Origin of the sequence: Micromonospora sp. MA102 (assembly GCF_025460765.1) — a bacterium.
GTDB classification, from domain to species: domain Bacteria; phylum Actinomycetota; class Actinomycetes; order Mycobacteriales; family Micromonosporaceae; genus Micromonospora; species Micromonospora halotolerans.
This window is the reverse complement of the sequence record NZ_JAMWEG010000005.1, coordinates 183931-200123: the sequence shown is the minus strand read 5'-3', so window position 1 is coordinate 200123 and position 16193 is coordinate 183931. Positions and strand designations below refer to the sequence as shown.

Below are 16193 nucleotides of genomic sequence, written 5' to 3'. Positions count from 1 at the left end.
CTCAGCGCGGGGACAGGCGGTGCAGCTCGACCCCGTCGAGCCGCCCCGCCGCCACCCGCGCCGTCAGGTAGGTGGCGTGCGGCTGGGCCCGCCGGTCGGTGGGTGAGCCGGGGTTGAGCAGCCGCAGGCCACCCGGGGCCACGCTGTCCCACGGGATGTGGGAGTGCCCGAACACCAGCAGGTCGCAGTCACCGAACGCGGCGGCGCAGCGCTCCTCCCGGCGGGTCTTCGGTCCGGTCTCGTGCACTACCGCGACCCGCAGCCCGTTTAGCTCGACCCGGGCCACCTCCGGCAGCCGGGCGCGCAGGGGCGGTCCGTCGTTGTTGCCGTACACCCCGACCAGCCGGCGGGACCGGGCTTCCAGGGCGTCCAGCAGCGACACGTCCACCCAGTCGCCGGCGTGCAGCACCACGTCGGCGGCCTCGACCGCCGCCCAGAGCGGCGCGGGCAGGTCCCGCGCCCGCTTCGGCACGTGCGTGTCGGCCATGATGACCAGCTCCATGCCCCGATCCTGCCCCCCGCCGGTCCCGCTGTCGCGGTGGCGCCGGCACCGGACCCGGGCGCTCCGGCTCAGCCCCCCTGGTCCTCCATGAGGACGGTCGGCGCGGCCGGCTGGCCGCCGCGCCGCCCGGCGGCCGCGGTGATCCGGCCCGCGGCGTTGATCAGGCCGATGTGCGAGAACGCCTGCGGGAAGTTGCCCAGCTGCTCACCGGTGTTCTCGTTGATCTGCTCGGCAAGGAGGCCGAGGTCGTTGACCTGTGCGGCGAGCTGCGCGAACAGCCGCCGCGCCCGGTCCAGCTCGCCGGCCTCGGCCAGGCAGGCCGCCAGCCAGAACGAGCAGATCAGGAAGCCCGCCGGGTCGTCGTTCCAGCGGCGCAGCAGGCCGTTGCGGGACAGCCGGCGCTCCAGCAGGTCGATCGTGGCGCGCATCCGCGGGTCCCGGGCGGGCAGGAAGCCGACCAGCGGCATGATCAGCACCGAGGCGTCCAGCTCGTCGGAGTCGAAGGCGCCGGTGTACGCGCCGACCCGGTCGTTCCAGCCCCGGCGGAGCACCACGGCGCGTACCTCGTCGCGGGCGGCCGCCCAGCGCGCCACGTCGGCGGGTTCACCGATGCGGGCTCCGAACCGGACGGCCCGGTCCAGCGCGGTCCAGCACTGCACCTTGGACGACAGATAGTGTCGCTCGCCGTCGCGCGCCTCCCACATCCCCGCGTCGGGCCGGTGCCACTCCCCCACCGCCTGGTCGGCGAGGGCGTGCAGCAACTGCCGCACCTCGGCGGACATCGGGTCGAGGTAGTACCGCATGAGCCACGCCGCGTCGAGGACCTCGCCCAGCACGTCGTTCTGCCGCTGCCGCCAGGCGTCGTTGCCGACCAGGACCGGCCGGCTGCCGGCGTATCCGGCGAGGTGGTCGAGGGGGTGCTCGGTGAGGTCCCGCTCGCCCTCGACGCCGTACATGATCGGCACCGGCTCGTCGCCGGTCCGGCCCACGGCCCGGGCCACCCAGCTGAACTGCCGGTCCGCCTCGTCGGGGCAGGCGGCCAGCCAGAGCGCCTGAAGGGTGAGGCTGCAGTCGCGCAGCCAGACGAACCGGTAGTCGTAGTTGCGGTCGCCGCCCAGCTCCTCCGGGATCGAGGTGGTGGCCGCCGCGACCACCGCCCCGCTGGGCCCGTAGGTCATCCCCTGCACCACCATGGCGCTGCGGCGGACCAGGTCGTGGTAGTCGCCGTGGTAGTCGTGCAGGGCGGCCCAGGACCGCCAGCCGGCGATGGCGTCGGCCAGCACCTGGTCGGCGTCGGGCAGCGCCGGAGCGCCACCCTGGTAGGTCGGGGCGTACCCGAGGGTGAAGTGGTGGGTGCTGCCGGCGCGGGCGGTGAACCGCCCGGACGCGGAACCTTCGCCGCAGGTCAACGGCACGTTGGCGCGCAGCTCCAGCCGGTCCGCGCCGCCGGTCGCCGCGATCACCCCGTCGGTGTCGGTGAGGTAGGCGGTGACCCGGCCGTACTCGAAGCGCGGCGCGTAGTCGACGCGCATCGGCACCTCGCCGGTGAGCCCCTCGACCACGCGGGCGAGCACCCGCGGTGACCGCAGCCCGATCCGGTGCCCGCGTGCGCCGGGCTCCAGCGCCAACGCGTCGGTGACGGCCGCCGTCCCGGTCGCGGTGGTGAAGACGGTACGCAGCACGAGCGTGTCGTCCAGGTAGGACCGTGTGCTCGTGAACCCGCCCACGGGACGGATGCTCCAGTGCCCGGCCGCGTCGTCGAGCAAACGGCCGAACACCGACGGCGCGTCGAAGCGGGGCGGGCACCACCAGTTGACCGCGCCGGCCTGGTCGACCAGGGCGGCGCTGTGCCCGTCGGCGAGGAAACCGTGCTCGCTGATCCGTCCGGTCCGCACGGGGTTGGCTACCCGAGCCGGCGGCCGCCATGCGCCGGCATCGGTCCGGACGGCCGCGTTACCGCCCGACGCGGGTGGGAACGCGGCGGGTTGACGAAGGAGGATGCTCATGACCAGTTCCTCGAGTCCGACCGCGGCCTGGCGGCCCGGTATGCCGGGCAGCGACAACCTCCCGTCCGGTCCGAGCGGCCGCCCGTCGCCGCCCAGCGGGGACGGGCACGGGCCGCAGGCCGGCCCGCCGACCGTCACGATCGGGTCGTACCCGGACTATCCGTCCGCGCAGCGGGTGGTGGACTATCTGGCCGACAACCGGTTCCCGGTGGAACGCACGGCGATCGTGGGGACGAACCTCACCCTGGTCGAGACCGTGATGGGCCGGTTGACCACGGGCCGGGCCGCCCTGGTCGGCGCGGGCACCGGCGCCTGGTTCGGCCTGTTCATCGGGTTGCTCTTCGGCATCTTCACCGCGGGGAACTGGCTCGCGGTGATCGTGGTGGGCCTGGTGATCGGCGCGATCTGGGGCGCCGTGTTCGGCGCGGTGGCCCACGCCATGACCGGGGGTCAGCGCGACTTCACCTCGGCGAGTTCGCTGCGGGCCAGCCAGTACGCGGTCACCGTGGACGCGGAGCTGGCCGACCAGGCCCGGCAGCTGCTCGGCCGGATGCATTTGACCCCGACCGGCGCCACCGCCCGCTGACCGGTCGGTTCCCGACGCCCCGGCGCACCGTCGCGCCGGGGCGTCAGGCCGTCAGTGGTACGACCGCTCGCCGGCCCGGATCGGGACGTCGACCCGGTTCTCCGGCGGGGCCAGCGGGCAGGCCCACCGGTCGTCGTAGGCGCAGCTCGGGTTGTAGAGGTAGTTGGCGTCGAGCCGGACGCGGTTGCCGGGCAGCACCGTCAGGCCGCGCCCGAAGGTCCCCTTCACCGTGTCGGTGAGGTAGCGCCCGCCGCCGTACGCCCCGGCCCCGCAGGTGGCGTCGCGCACCGGGAGGAACAGCCCGCCGCCGTACGCCTCGATCCACCACAGGGTGAGCGGCCCCCAGGGCGTCTCGGCGACCGCGACCCGCCGGTACCGCACCACCCCGTCGGGCCCGCCGGTGTCGATGCTCTCGGTGCCCGAGGCGGGGCGCAGGGGCGCCTCGACCACGGCCGCCGGGTCGGGTGGGAACCAGCGCAGCCCGGTGAAGCCGGGCCGGTCGGCCGGCGGCAGGGGGCTGCTGGGGTGGGTGCGGAACAGCTCGTCGCGGGCGGCCCGGAAGCCGGCCAGGTCGAGGTCGGAGAGGTAGAGCCGCGCCACCCGTTCACGCCAGTCCTGCACGTCGAGATCATCCACCCCCCGACCCTAGCCCGACGCTGTGGTTCAGATTCGAAAATCACCGCCGTACGACATCACTGTCGCGCGGGTCACTACGGCGACGGAGACCTTGTTTAAATTTTAAATAGTGCTACTGTCATGGCCATGACGGAGAGCCTGGACCCCGAGCGGCTGGCCTGCTGGCGCGCCTACATCGAGGCGAGCCAGCGGCTGTTCACCCAGCTTGAGGAGGACCTGCGCGCCGACAGCGAGCTGAGCTTCGCCGACTACCACGTGCTGGTGCTGCTCTCCGAGGCGCCCGGGCAGCGGCTGCGGATGGGCGAGCTGGCCGGGCGCCTGGTGTTCTCGCCCAGCCGGCTGACGTACCAGATCTCCTCCATGCAGAAGCGCGGCCTGGTGGCCCGGGAGTCGTGCCCGGACGACCGGCGCGGCAGCGAGGCGGTGCTCACCGCCGCCGGGCTGCTGACCCTGCGCGAGGCGGCGCCGCACCACCGGCGCTCCGCGCGCACCCACCTGATCGACGACCTCGACGACGCCGAGGTCGCCTGCCTCACCCGGGTCTTCGAGCGGCTCGGCCGGCGCCTCCGCGCCGACCGCGACGCGTCGTCCACCCCGGCCGACAAGTAAGGAGACCCGCGATGCCCGCGATCACCGTCGACGACGTCCTCGTCCTGCCCCGCCTGCCGGAGCTCGCCGAGTCCACCACCTACCGGCCGGTCCGCCGGCTGACCACCGCGCCCAGCGGCTACGAGGGCGAGGGCTTCCCGGTCCGTCGGGCCTTCGCCGGGGTCCCGATGACCGAGCTGGACCCGTTCATCCACCTCGACCAGATGGGCGAGGTCGACTACGCGCCGGGCGAGCCGAAGGGCACCCCGTGGCACCCGCACCGCGGCTTCGAGACGGTGACCTACATGATCGACGGGATCATGGACCACCAGGACTCGCAGGGCGGTGGCGGCACCATCACCGACGGCGACACTCAGTGGATGACGGCGGGTCGCGGCCTGCTGCACATCGAGGCGCCGCCGGAGCACCTGGTGATGAGCGGCGGCCTCTTCCACGGCCTCCAGCTCTGGGTCAACCTGCCCCGGGTGGCGAAGATGAACCCGCCGCGCTACCAGGACATCCGCGGCAAGGAGTCGGCGCTGCTGACCACGCCCGACGGCGGCGCGCTGATCCGGGTGATCGCCGGCGAGATCGCCGGACACCAGGGCCCCGGCTCGACCCACACCCCGATCACCATCGCGCACGTGACGCTCCAGCCCGGGGCCGAGCTGAACCTGCCCTGGCGGCCCGACTTCAACGCGCTGGTCTACGTGCTGGCCGGCCGGGGCACCGTGGGCACCGACCGGCGGCCGGTCCACCTCGGCCAGCTCGCCGTGCACGGGCCGGGCGACGCGCTGCGGGTCACCGCCGACGCGCGGCAGGACGCCAACACCCCGGCGCTGGAGCTCTACATCATGGGCGGCCAGCCGATCCGCGAGCCGGTGGCGCACTACGGCCCGTTCGTGATGAACACCCGCGCCGAGCTGGTCCAGGCGGTCGAGGACTACCAGGCCGGCCGGCTCGGAGTGATCCCGGCCGAGCGGCTGCCGCACAGCGGCGGCGAGGGCGACCGCCCCTGACCCGCTCCGTCCGACGGGCGTCCCGGTCCACCGGGGCGCCCGTCGCCGGTCTCAGGAGACGGCGAAGATCCCGGCCACCCCGAGGATCACCATCAACAGGACCGCCACCAGCGCACCCCGTTCACCCTCCACCGCCTGCTCGCGGTACTCGGTCACGGTGTTCGGCGTCTCGGCGGGCATGCTGGGGCCTCCTCGGTTTCGCGATCCAGGGGTCCGGCGCACCCCCACGCGAACACCCGGCCGACCGGGGACGGTCGGCGTGCGGGGCCGTGCCGGGGGTCCTACCGTGAGGACGATGTCGACCTCGGGAGGCTGGAACGTGGCTATGCGGGACTGGTTCCTCTCCGCACAGGAACGCGCCAACCCACGGTCAGAGTTACCCGTCTGGACGAGCGGAAACCTCGTCGAGCCGTTGATTCACGGCAGCGCGTACTTCGACCGGCTGGTCAGTGAGGTGGAACACCTCCGGGCCGGTGACCACCTCTTCTTCACCGACTGGCGCGGCGACCCGGACGAGCGGATGCGGCCGGACGGGCCGACCGTGGTGCAGCTGTTCGCGCGGGCCGCCCAGCGCGGGGTGATCGTCAAGGGGCTCATCTGGCGTTCCCACCTCGACGCGCTCTCCTACAGCGAGAAGGAGAACCGCGACCTCAGCGAGGTGATCTGCGCCGCCGGCGGGGAGGTGCTGCTCGACCAGCGGGTCCGCCGCGGCGGTTCGCACCACCAGAAGCTGGTCGTGCTGCGCCGCCCCGGCGACCCGGAACGGGACATCGCCTTCGCCGGCGGGATCGACCTCTGCCACAGCCGGCGGGACGACGCGGCGCACGGCGGCGACCCGCAGCCGGTCGCCATGTCCGCGCGATACGGCCCGCACCCGCCCTGGCACGACGTGCAGCTCGCGCTCCGCGGGCCGGTGGTCGGCGCGCTGGACACCACCTTCCGGGAGCGGTGGACCGACCCCATGCCGCTGGACTCGGAGAACCCGATGGCCTACCTGCGGGATCGGCTGCGCGGCGCGGACCTGAGCCCGGACCCGCTGCCCGACCAGCCCGCCGACCCGCCGCCCCGTGGGCCGCACCACGTGCAGGTGCTGCGCACCTACCCGGCGGTACGCCCGCGCTACTCGTTCGCCCCGGACGGCGAGCGGACGGTGGCCCGGGGCTACACCAAGGCGGTCCGCCGGGCCCGCCGGCTGATCTACCTGGAGGACCAGTACCTCTGGTCGACCGAGGTGGCCGACCTCTTCGCCCGGGCGCTGCGCGAGCAGCCGGAGCTGCACCTGGTGGCCGTGGTGCCCCGGCACCCGGACGTGGACGGCCGGTTGGCGCTACCGCCGAACATGGTCGGCCGCGCGCAGGCCCTCGAACTCTGCCACCGGGCCGCCCCGGACCGGGTGCACGTCTTCGACGTGGAGAACCACGAGGGCACCCCGGTCTACGTGCACGCGAAGGTCTGCGTGGTGGACGACGTCTGGGCCAGCGTGGGCAGCGACAACTTCAACCGCCGCTCGTGGACCCACGACAGCGAGCTGTCCTGCGCGGTGCTGGACGACACCCGGGACGAGCGGGCCCCGACCGACCCGGCGGGGCTGGGTGACGGCGCCCGGGTGTTCGCCCGCGACCTGCGCCTGCGGCTGTGGCGGGAACACCTGGACCGGGACCCGGACGGCGGGGACGACCACGACCTGCTCGACCCGGCGGACGCGGTCGCGGCGATCACCTCGGCGGCGGCGGAGCTGGAGCGGTGGCACGAGTCCGGGCGCACCGGGCCCCGCCCGCCGGGGCGGTTGCGGCCGCACCGCCCGGAGCGGCTGCCCTGGCGCACCCGGCTGTGGGCGCTGCCGGCGTACCGGCTGGTCTACGACCCGGACGGCAGGCCGCTGCGGGCCCGGCGCGCCGGCACCTGGTGAGCCGCCGCGACCGGGTCGCCGCTGGGCAGCGGCTCGTCCAGCGCGTTCGGTCGGGCCGGGTACGCGAACGACACCCGGGGCGAGTAGTAGCCCCAGCAGACCTGTAGCGGGTTGGCCGGCCGGAGCGCGTAGACCGGGTGCTCCGGGGCCAGGAACTCCACCGACTCGACCTCGAACGGCGACACCGGCTCGGCCACGTACGGGTAGTCCGCGACGATCAGCTCGCCGTCGCGGGCCGTGAGGTAGCGGTGGTGGCCGCTGTGCGCCTCGGTGCCGGTGTGCCCCACCCCGGCGGTCACCTGGATGAGCGGCCGCCCGTCGGCCCAGGTCTCGGTGGCGAGCCGCCCGCCCCGCACGTCGACCAGGGTCTCCCCGGCCGTGGCCGGGGCGCCCCGCGCCGAGGCGTACTGCCGGACCCGCGGGCTGGAGGCGAGGTAGTGGGTCCACCAGCCGCCCGGCGTATCGCCGTCGGGGGGAGCCATGTCCGCGAGTGAGACACCGAGGAAGGTGAGCGAGTACGCGCCGAACCCGGAGGTCTGGGTCTCGTCGTCCACCACGTACTGGCAGAGGAACACCTGGCGATCGGGATGCGGGCGGAGACCGGCCGGGACGAGCGCCGCGACCGCGTCGGGGTCCGCCGGGAGCCAGCTGAGCAGCAGGGTCCGGGCGTTGACGACGAGTTGCGGAGCGGCGGGATCCAGCACGGTGCCTCCGTAGACGTGTACACCTGGACGCTACGGGCGGTCCCGTCTGCGGGACAACGACGGAAAGGCGACAGTGTGAGCCAACTGTCGGGTTTCACGTTGACCGGTCGGCCTCGGACATCGGCCGTCCGGTCAGTCGGGTCCGGCCGCCTCGGTCCACCGCAGCACCGGCCATCCGAGGGTTTCTGCCCCGGTTCAGACCGTTCATGCCAGGACACGACATAAGTACATCGTACTTTCGGCTAGATTTCGTCGGGCCGATCAGGCTAAGGTGACTTCCGAACGGCCTAACTGAAGCTAAACCGAAGCGTCACGTCTTTTTGTTTCGCGGACGAGGTGCAGGGAGGACCACCCATGACCGCGCACACGATCAGCGAGCCGGCGACGAGAACGCCGTCCACCTCCGAGAAGCTCGACCCGCGGGCGCTCACCGACAGCGCCGCGGACCTGCTCAACGCGATGGCGGCGCTCCCCGCCCACCACCCGTCGCGCGCCGCGCTGCGCGACCGGGCGATCGAGGCCTGGCTGCCTCTCGCCAACCACCTCGCCCACCGCTACAGCGGCCGGGGCGAGCCCACCGACGACCTGGCGCAGACCGCCGCGGTCGGCCTGATCAAGGCCATCGACAAGTTCGACCCGTCCCGCGGCGTCGACTTCGCCGGCTACGCCATCCCGACCATCATCGGCGAACTGAAGCGCCACTTCCGCGACCGGACCTGGGACATCCGGGTGCCGCGCCGCCTCCAGGAGCTGCGGCTGGCCATCTCCGACGCCAACAGCACGCTGCTCCAGACCCTCGGCCGCTCCCCGACGGTCGCCGACATCGCCACCCACCTCAACCTCACCGAGGAAGAGGTCCTGGAGGGCCTGGAGGGCGCCCGCGCCTACAACGCGGTGTCGCTGTCCACCCCGACCGGCGACGGCGACCGCGCCACCGAGCTGGGCGACATGCTCGGCGGCGAGGACGGCGAGTTCGAGCTGGCCGAGCTGCGCGTCGCCCTCGGGCCGGCGCTGGCCACGCTCGACGAGCGCGAGCAGAAGATCCTCACCCTGCGCTTCTACGGCAACCTGACCCAGTCGCAGATCGCCGAGCAGATCGGCGTCTCGCAGATGCACGTGTCCCGGCTGCTGGCCCGGGCGCTCACGAAGCTGCGCGGGCAGCTCGACGGAACGTACTAGGGGGTGGCGGCGGTGACCGGGTCGGCGGGCCCGGTCACCGTTGACGACCACTCGGGCCCGGCCGGCGGTGCGTCGGCCGGGCCGCTCCGTGTTCAGCGCAGCACCAGCAGGTCCAACGCATCGACCACCGGGGCGTGCGGGGTCCGCCGCGCCGCCGCGCGCAGCCGGCACACCCCCCGCTCGTAGTCGGCGTCGTCGAGCAGCGCCAGCGGGGTGTGCGCGGCGCGGCGAAGCCCGTCGGCCGCCGCCCGCAGCGAGCGGGCGCTGACCTGCGGCACCGACTCCAGCGCCACCGGGGCGAACCCGGCCGGCTCGAACGCCGCGCAGACCTCGGCCACCGAGGGATAGCCCTCCACCACCCGCAACGCCTCCGGGAACCAGCGGAACAGCGAGACGCCGCCGCCCCGGCCGGCGAAGACCGACCGGATCAGCACCGGCGCGCCGGGACGCAGCACACGGCGCAGCTCGGCGGCGACCGCCGGCAGGTCGGGCAGGTGGTGCACCACCGTGGAGATCCACGCGCCGTCCAGGCCGGCCGCCGCGAGGGGCAGAGCCTCCGCCCGCCCGGCCACCATCCCCGGGTACGCCGAGCGGGCCCGCATCGCCGCCGCCGGCTCGACCGCCACCACGTCCACCCCGTACCAGGCCCGGAAGGCGGCGGCCCACGTGCCGGTGCCCGCCCCCACGTCGAGCACCCGGTCGCCGGGTCCGACGGGCAGGTGCCGGGACACCGCGGCGCGCCAGCTCGCCAGGCCGTCGGCCGGCAGGTGCCGGGTGGCCGCGAAGGCGGCGGCCGAGGCTTCGTCGTACGCCATCATCGCCATGACCCTCACTCCACGCGAGGAAGCGGTCACGGTCAATGTGAGAAGTCGAACAGGACCCCGCGCCGGCCGCCCGGCCGGGGGTGCGAGAGTGGGTCCGTGCTCTCCGACGTCTCCCTGGACCTGCCGGTCCGGCCGGTCCTGCCGACGCTGGTCGAGGCGCTGGACGCGGCCGGCGCGGCGGTCCTGGTGGCGCCTCCCGGCACCGGGAAGACCACCCTGGCGCCGCTCGCGGTCGCCGACGAGGTTCCCGGCCGGGTGGTGATCGCCCAGCCCCGCCGGGTGGCCGCCCGGGCCGCGGCGCACCGGATGGCCGCGCTGCTCGGCGAGCGGGTCGGCGAGCGGATCGGGTACGCCGTGCGCGGCGAGCGCCGGGTCGGTCCACGGACCCGGATCGAGGTCGTCACCACCGGGCTGCTGGTCCGCCGGCTGCACCACGACCCGGAGCTGCCCGGGGTCGGCGCCGTGCTGCTCGACGAGGTCCACGAGCGCCAGCTCGACGCCGACCTGGCGCTGGCGTTCACCGTGGAGGCCCGCGGCACGCTCCGGCCGGACCTGTGGCTGCTGGCCATGTCGGCCACCCCGCAGGCGGACCGGTTCGCCGCGCTGCTCGGCGGGGCCGCTGCCGCGCCGGTGATCCGCGCCGAGGCCGCCCTGCACCCGGTGGACCGGATCTGGGTGCCACCGTCCCGCCCGGTCGCCGCGCCCGGCGCGGGGCGGGTCGACCCGGCGCTGCTGGACCACGTGGCGGCGACGGTGCGCCGCGCGCTGCGCGAGCGGGCCGGGGACGTGCTGGTGTTCCTGCCCGGCGCCGGCGAGATCGCCGCCGTCGCGGGCCGCCTGGCCGACCTGCGGGACGCGGTCGCCGTGCTGCCCCTGCACGGCCGGCTCCCCGGCGCCGCGCAGGACGCCGCGCTCGCGCCGCTGCCCGGCCGGCGCCGGGTGGTGCTGGCCACCGCCGTGGCGGAGAGCAGCCTGACCGTGCCCGAGGTCCGCGTCGTGGTGGACGCCGGGCTGAGCCGGGTGGCCCGCACCGACCTGGCCCGCGGGCTGGGCGCCCTGGTCACCGTGCCGGTGTCCCGGGCGGCCGCCACCCAGCGGGCCGGCCGGGCCGGGCGGGAGGCGCCGGGCGCGGTCTACCGGTGCTGGTCGGAGGCGACCCACGCCCGGCTCGCTCCGCAGCCCGAGCCGGAGATCGCCTCCGCCGACCTGACCGGGTTCGCGCTGGAGCTGGCCGCCTGGGGCACCCCGGATGGCGCCGGCCTGGCCCTGCCCGATCCCCCGCCGCCCGCCGCGCTGGCCGTCGCCCGGGACACGCTGGCCACGCTCGGCGCGGTCGACGAGGACGGCCGGATCACCGCGCGCGGGCGGGCCATCGCAGCCGCCGGAGCGCATCCCCGGCTGGCCCGCGCGCTGCTCGACGGCGCGGAGCGGGTCGGCGCCGACGGGGCCGCCGAGGTGGTGGCACTGCTCGCCGAGGAGACACTCGGCGGTGCCGGGGACGACCTCACGGCGCTGTGGCGCCGGCTGCGCACCGGCGCCGACCCGGCCGCCACCGCCCGCTGGCGGGCCGAGGTACGCCGCCTGCGCAGCGCCCTGCCCGACGGCCCGGCCTCCGGGCGCTCCGGGCGGGACCGCCGGCCCGGCGACCGGACCTCCGGGAACGCCGGACCCGACCGGCTTTCGGGGCGCTCCGGACGGGACCGCCTGCCCGACGACCTGGCGGCGGGGCTACTGGTGGGGCTGGCGTACCCGGAGCGGTTGGCGCGGGTGCGGCGGGCCGGCGGGTCCGCGTACCTGATGGCCGGCGGGACCGCCGCGGAGCTGGCCGCCGGGTCGGGGCTGGCCGGGTCGGCGTGGCTGGCGATCGCCGTGGCCGACCGCTCCCCCGGCGCGCCGACCGCCCGGGTCCGGCTGGCCACCCCCGTCGACGAGTCGACCGCCCGGGAGGCCGGCGGGCCGCTGCTGCGTGCCGACCGCGAGGTCGGCTGGTCCGGCGGCGACGTGGTGGCCCGGGAGGTGGTCCGGCTCGGGGCGATCGAGCTGGTCGACCGGCCCCTCGCCGCGCCCGAGCCGGCGCGGCTCACCGAGGCGGTGCTCGCCGGGCTGCGCCAGGACGGCCTGGCCCTGCTCACCTGGACGCCCGAGGCCACGGCCCTGCGCCGGCGGCTGGCGTTCTGCCGGCAGGCGCTCGGCGACGAGTGGCCGGACGTCTCCGACGCCGCGCTGCTCGCCGCCGCACCGGCCTGGCTGGGCCCGGAGCTGTCCCGCGCGCGCCGCCGGGCCGACCTGGCCCGGATCGACGTGGCGGCGGCGCTGCGCCGGCTGCTGGACTGGCGGCAGGCGGCCCGGCTGGACGAGGTGGCGCCCGAGCGGCTCCCGGTGCCGAGCGGATCGCGGATCCGGCTGGACTACGCCGACCCGGCCGCCCCGGTGCTGGCGGTGAAGCTCCAGGAGACGTTCGGCTGGGCGGCCGCGCCCCGGATCGCCGACGGCCGGGTGCCGGTGCTGCTGCACCTGCTCTCCCCCGCCGGCCGGCCGGTGGCGGTCACCGCCGACCTGGCCTCGTTCTGGCGGACCGGCTACCCGCAGGTGCGGGCGGAGCTGCGCGGGCGCTACCCCCGCCACCCGTGGCCGGACGACCCGACCAGCGCCGAGCCGACCCGTCGCGCCAGCCCGCGCCGGCGCTGACCCCGGCTACTCCTCGACGACGTCGGCGATCACCACGGTGACGTTGTCCGGGCCGCCGGCCCGCAGCGCCAGGTCGATCAGCTTGGCCGCGCACGCCTCCCGCTCCGGGTAGCCGCCGAGCACCTCCGCGAGGGTGTCGGGGCGGACCACGTTGGAGAGCCCGTCGCTGCACAGCAACCAGCGGTCGCCAGCCCAGGGCACCATCGTCGCGTAGGTCGGGGAGATCTCGTCGCCCTGCAACGCCTGGGTGACCACGGCCCGGCGGGGGTGGCTGCTCGCCTGCTCGGCGGTGATCACGCCCTGGTCGACCAGCATCTGCACGAAGGTGTCGTCCCGGGTGACCTGCTTCAGCACGCCCTCCCGGAACAGGTAGGCCCGGGAGTCGCCGACGTGGGCCAGCGCCAGGCAGCTGCCGGTGCGGGCGAACAGCAGCGCCGTGAGGGTCGTGCCCATGCCCTGGCGTTCCGGATCCTCCTCGACCGCCTGCCGGATCCGCGCGGTGGCCAGCTCGATGCCGCCCTGGAGGGCGGCGACCAGCGCGTCCTCCGGTGTCTCCACGTCCAGCGGCGCGAACGCGTCCATCGCGATCCGGCTGGCCAGGTCACCGGCGGCCATGCCACCCATGCCGTCGGCGACGGCGACCAGCCAGTCGCCGGCGTGCTGGGCGTCCTGGTTGCCACTACGGATCAGCCCACGGTCGCTCGCCCCGACGGAACGAAGCTTCAGGGTCATGGGACGCAGCCTGCCAGTTGTAGGGCTCGGTTGTCTCTAGGAGATCAGGACCATGCTACGTGGCGCGGTGAATCTCACTGTCCGCGGCGGCGCGGGAGCCATCGGACCGGATCGATTGACAGCGGGGGAACGCGCTGGAAACATCTGCCTGGTACTGGGAGCGCTCCCAGCTCCGACCCCCGTCCCCCTGCGCACGGAAGGAACCTCCGTGACCCCACCCCGACGTCGGCTCGCCGCCCTCGCCGCGGCCACCACCCTGGCGCTCACCGGCGGCACCGCCGGCCCGGCCCGCGCCGAGGTGCCGCCGGACGCCCCCGAACAGCTGCGCAACGGCGACTTCAGCGCCGGCACGTCCCCCTGGTTCTCCTACGGCACCGGTGACCTCGGGGTGACCGACGGCCGGCTCTGCACCACCGTCGCCGGCGGCCTGGCGAACCCCTGGGACGCCGGCATCGGGCAGGACGCCGTGCCGCTGATCGCCGGCGCCGAGTACGAACTCTCCTTCGACGTCTCCGCCACCCCGGGGGCCGCCGTCCGGGCGGTGCTCCAGCTCGGCAGCGCCCCCTACACGACCTACGCGAGCGTCGACGCCACCGCGACCGCCGCCGCCCGGCACGTCACCACGACGTTCACCGCCCCGGCCGACAACGCCGGAGCCCAACTGATCTTCCAGGTCGGTGGGAGCGCCGAGGCGCAGACGTTCTGCCTGGACGATGTCTCGCTGCGCGGCGGCGAGGCGGCCCCGCCGTACGAGCCGGACACCGGGCCGCGGGTGCGGGTCAACCAGGTGGGCTACCTGCCCGGCGGGCCGAAGAACGCGACAGTGGTCACCGACGCCGCCGAGGCGCTGCCCTGGCAGCTCCGCTCGGCCGCCGGGACCGTGGTGGCCGACGGGACCGCAACCCCGCGCGGCGTCGACGCGGCGTCGGGGCAGCGGGTGCAGACGGTCGACTTCTCCGCGTACCGCACCCCGGGCACCGGCTACACGCTGGTCGTCGACGGGGAGACCAGCCACCCGTTCGACATCTCCGGCACCCTCTACGACCGGCTGCGCGCCGACTCGCTCCAGTTCTTCTACGCCCAGCGCAGCGGCGCCCCGATCGACGGCGACCTGATCGGCGCCGGCTACGCCCGCCCGGCCGGCCACCTCGGCGTGGCGCCCAACCAGGGCGACACCGACGTGCCCTGCCAGCCCGGCGTCTGCGACTACTCCCTCGACGTGCGCGGCGGCTGGTACGACGCCGGCGACCACGGCAAGTACGTGGTCAACGGCGGCATCGCCACCTACCAGCTGCTCAACGCCTTCGAACGCACCAGGACCGCCGAGAGCGCCGGCGGCGGGACGGCACTGGGCGACGCCACCCTGCGGGTGCCCGAGCGGGGCAACCAGGTCCCGGACATCCTCGACGAGGCCCGCTGGGAGCTGGAGTTCCTGCTGCGGATGCAGGTGCCGGCCGGTCAACCGCTGGCCGGAATGGTCCACCACAAGATCCACGACCGGAACTGGACCGGGCTGCCGCTCGCCCCGCAGGACGACCCGCAGCCCCGCGAGCTGCACCCGCCGTCCACCGCCGCCACGCTCAACCTGGCCGCCGTGGCCGCCCAGTGCGCCCGCCTCTACGCGCCGTCCGACGCCGCGTTCGCGACCCGCTGCGGCACCGCCGCGAAGACCGCGTACGCGGCGGCCAAGGCCCACCCGGCGGTCTACGCCTCGGCCGCCGACGGCACCGGCGGCGGCGCCTACGACGACACGAACGTGACCGACGAGTTCTACTGGGCGGCCGTCGAGCTGTGGCTGACCACCGGCGCGGCGGCGTACCTGACCGACCTCACGGCCTCGCCGCTGCACACCGCCGACGTCTTCGCCACCGGCGGGGCGTTCGGCTGGCAGAGCGTGGCCGCGCTGGGCCGGCTCGACCTGGCCACCGTCCCCAACGGCCTGCCGGCCGCCGAGCGGACCCGGATCCGCGCCTCGGTCACCGCGGCGGCCGACCGCTACCTGGCCACCGCCCGGGACCAGGCGTACGGGCTGCCGCTGCCCGGCGGGGCCGACGCGTACGTCTGGGGCAGCAACAGCAACCTCGTCAACAACGCGGTCGTGCTGGCCACCGCGTTCGACCTGAGCCGGGACGCGAAGTACCGCGACGGGGCCGTGCAGAGCGCCGACTACCTGCTCGGCCGCAACGCGCTGAACATGTCCTACGTGACCGGCTGGGGCGAGCAGCACGCGCGCAACCAGCACAGCCGCATCTTCGCCCACCAGCTCGACGCGGACCTGCCCAACCCGCCCGCCGGTTCCCTCGCTGGTGGCCCGAACGCCGCCCTCCAGGACCCGTACGCGGCCAACCTGCTCGCCGGCTGCGCGCCGATGTTCTGCTACGTCGACGACATCAACTCGTACGCGACCAACGAGGTGGCGATCAACTGGAACTCCGCGCTGGCCTGGCTGGCGTCGTTCCTCGCCGACCAGGGTGACGCGGCGGCCGTACCGGCGCCCACCTGCGCGGTCACGTACACCACCCACGGCAGCTGGCCGGACGGCTTCACCACCCAGGTGACGGTGCGGAACACCGGCAGCTCGGCGGTGACCGGGTGGAGCCTCCGGTGGGCGTTCGTCGGTGACCAGAAGGTGAGTGGTTACTGGTCGGCGAAGGTCACCCAGTCGGGCGCCACGGTCACGGCGAAGAACGAGTCGTGGAACGCGAGGATCGGCCCCGGCGGCACGGTCACCTTCGGGCTGAACGGCTCCACGTCCGGCGGCCCGAACCCCAACCCGAACCTGATCACCCTCAACGGCGCCGCCTGCACCATCTCCTGACC

At 75.0% G+C, this 16193-nt stretch carries 14 protein-coding genes; 7 read left to right on the top strand and 7 right to left on the bottom strand.

The genetic code is table 11. From position 1 onward, the window contains the following. Nucleotide 1: 1 nt before the first annotated feature. Nucleotides 2-502, bottom strand: coding sequence for a metallophosphoesterase (locus tag NFX44_RS12780; RefSeq protein WP_262283735.1), 501 nt, complete (start codon nucleotides 500-502; stop codon nucleotides 2-4). A 68-nt stretch (nucleotides 503-570) separates the two neighbouring features. Beyond that, entirely contained in the window at nucleotides 571-2397 is a 1827-nt protein-coding gene (locus tag NFX44_RS12775; protein WP_262283734.1) for a glycoside hydrolase family 15 protein, read from the bottom strand. 109 nt (nucleotides 2398-2506) lie between these two features. On the opposite strand from NFX44_RS12775, the gene NFX44_RS12770 reads away from it, so the two are divergent. Further along, nucleotides 2507-3094 carry a general stress protein gene (locus NFX44_RS12770; RefSeq protein ID WP_262283733.1) on the top strand — a complete coding sequence of 196 codons (588 nt, stop codon included), beginning with the start codon at nucleotides 2507-2509 and terminating at the stop codon, nucleotides 3092-3094. A gap of 51 nt (nucleotides 3095-3145) precedes the next feature. Here NFX44_RS12770 and NFX44_RS12765 read toward each other — a convergent pair whose 3' ends face one another. After that, a complete protein-coding gene (locus NFX44_RS12765; RefSeq protein ID WP_262283732.1) occupies nucleotides 3146-3730 on the bottom strand; it encodes a DUF1684 domain-containing protein in 585 nt (194 codons plus the stop codon). 126 nt (nucleotides 3731-3856) lie between these two features. Between NFX44_RS12765 and NFX44_RS12760 the strand changes: the two genes are divergently transcribed. Further along, on the top strand, nucleotides 3857-4339 hold the full coding sequence (locus tag NFX44_RS12760) for a MarR family winged helix-turn-helix transcriptional regulator (RefSeq protein WP_262283731.1): 483 nt from the start codon (nucleotides 3857-3859) through the stop codon (nucleotides 4337-4339). A gap of 11 nt (nucleotides 4340-4350) precedes the next feature. Next, nucleotides 4351-5337: a pirin family protein gene (locus NFX44_RS12755; protein ID WP_262283730.1), complete on the top strand. Its 987-nt coding sequence runs from the start codon at nucleotides 4351-4353 to the stop codon at nucleotides 5335-5337. Nucleotides 5338-5388: 51 nt separating this feature from the next. Here NFX44_RS12755 and NFX44_RS12750 read toward each other — a convergent pair whose 3' ends face one another. Continuing rightward, the gene (locus NFX44_RS12750) at nucleotides 5389-5517 is read right to left on the bottom strand and encodes a hypothetical protein (RefSeq protein WP_255474581.1); all 129 of its coding nucleotides are present in this window, start codon (nucleotides 5515-5517) and stop codon (nucleotides 5389-5391) included. Between the two features lie 139 nt (nucleotides 5518-5656). On the opposite strand from NFX44_RS12750, the gene NFX44_RS12745 reads away from it, so the two are divergent. Then, a complete protein-coding gene (locus NFX44_RS12745; protein ID WP_262283935.1) occupies nucleotides 5657-7246 on the top strand; it encodes a phospholipase D-like domain-containing protein in 1590 nt (529 codons plus the stop codon). On the opposite strand, the gene NFX44_RS12740 is transcribed toward NFX44_RS12745, so the two are convergent. Continuing rightward, nucleotides 7195-7950 (bottom strand): acetoacetate decarboxylase family protein, encoded by a 756-nt coding sequence (locus tag NFX44_RS12740; RefSeq protein ID WP_262283729.1) that lies wholly within the window; start codon nucleotides 7948-7950, stop codon nucleotides 7195-7197. The genes NFX44_RS12745 and NFX44_RS12740 overlap by 52 nt on opposite strands. Nucleotides 7951-8304: 354 nt before the next feature. On the opposite strand from NFX44_RS12740, the gene NFX44_RS12735 reads away from it, so the two are divergent. Beyond that, nucleotides 8305-9129: a SigB/SigF/SigG family RNA polymerase sigma factor gene (locus NFX44_RS12735; RefSeq protein ID WP_262283728.1), complete on the top strand. Its 825-nt coding sequence runs from the start codon at nucleotides 8305-8307 to the stop codon at nucleotides 9127-9129. Nucleotides 9130-9221: 92 nt separating this feature from the next. Here the strand turns inward: NFX44_RS12735 and NFX44_RS12730 are convergent, their stop codons facing one another. Next, on the bottom strand, nucleotides 9222-9953 hold the full coding sequence (locus NFX44_RS12730) for a class I SAM-dependent methyltransferase (protein ID WP_262283727.1): 732 nt from the start codon (nucleotides 9951-9953) through the stop codon (nucleotides 9222-9224). Between the two features lie 96 nt (nucleotides 9954-10049). Between NFX44_RS12730 and hrpB the strand changes: the two genes are divergently transcribed. After that, nucleotides 10050-12641 carry an ATP-dependent helicase HrpB gene (gene hrpB / locus NFX44_RS12725; protein WP_262283726.1) on the top strand — a complete coding sequence of 864 codons (2592 nt, stop codon included), beginning with the start codon at nucleotides 10050-10052 and terminating at the stop codon, nucleotides 12639-12641. 6 nt (nucleotides 12642-12647) lie between these two features. On the opposite strand, the gene NFX44_RS12720 is transcribed toward hrpB, so the two are convergent. Next, nucleotides 12648-13373: a PP2C family serine/threonine-protein phosphatase gene (locus tag NFX44_RS12720; RefSeq protein ID WP_262283725.1), complete on the bottom strand. Its 726-nt coding sequence runs from the start codon at nucleotides 13371-13373 to the stop codon at nucleotides 12648-12650. 208 nt (nucleotides 13374-13581) lie between these two features. Here NFX44_RS12720 and NFX44_RS12715 point away from each other — a divergent pair, with 208 nt between their 5' ends. Further along, nucleotides 13582-16191 (top strand): glycoside hydrolase family 9 protein, encoded by a 2610-nt coding sequence (locus NFX44_RS12715; RefSeq protein WP_262283724.1) that lies wholly within the window; start codon nucleotides 13582-13584, stop codon nucleotides 16189-16191. Nucleotides 16192-16193 lie beyond the last annotated feature (2 nt).

Coding starts and splice junctions, on each gene's coding strand:
- NFX44_RS12735 (WP_262283728.1), top strand. CDS start 8,305: ATGACCGCGCACACGATCAGCGAGCCGGCGACGAGAACGCCGTCCACC.
- NFX44_RS12755 (WP_262283730.1), top strand. CDS start 4,351: ATGCCCGCGATCACCGTCGACGACGTCCTCGTCCTGCCCCGCCTGCCG.
- NFX44_RS12780 (WP_262283735.1), bottom strand. CDS start 502: ATGGAGCTGGTCATCATGGCCGACACGCACGTGCCGAAGCGGGCGCGG.
- NFX44_RS12760 (WP_262283731.1), top strand. CDS start 3,857: ATGACGGAGAGCCTGGACCCCGAGCGGCTGGCCTGCTGGCGCGCCTAC.
- NFX44_RS12770 (WP_262283733.1), top strand. CDS start 2,507: ATGACCAGTTCCTCGAGTCCGACCGCGGCCTGGCGGCCCGGTATGCCG.
- NFX44_RS12720 (WP_262283725.1), bottom strand. CDS start 13,373: ATGACCCTGAAGCTTCGTTCCGTCGGGGCGAGCGACCGTGGGCTGATC.
- NFX44_RS12730 (WP_262283727.1), bottom strand. CDS start 9,953: ATGGCGATGATGGCGTACGACGAAGCCTCGGCCGCCGCCTTCGCGGCC.
- NFX44_RS12750 (WP_255474581.1), bottom strand. CDS start 5,517: ATGCCCGCCGAGACGCCGAACACCGTGACCGAGTACCGCGAGCAGGCG.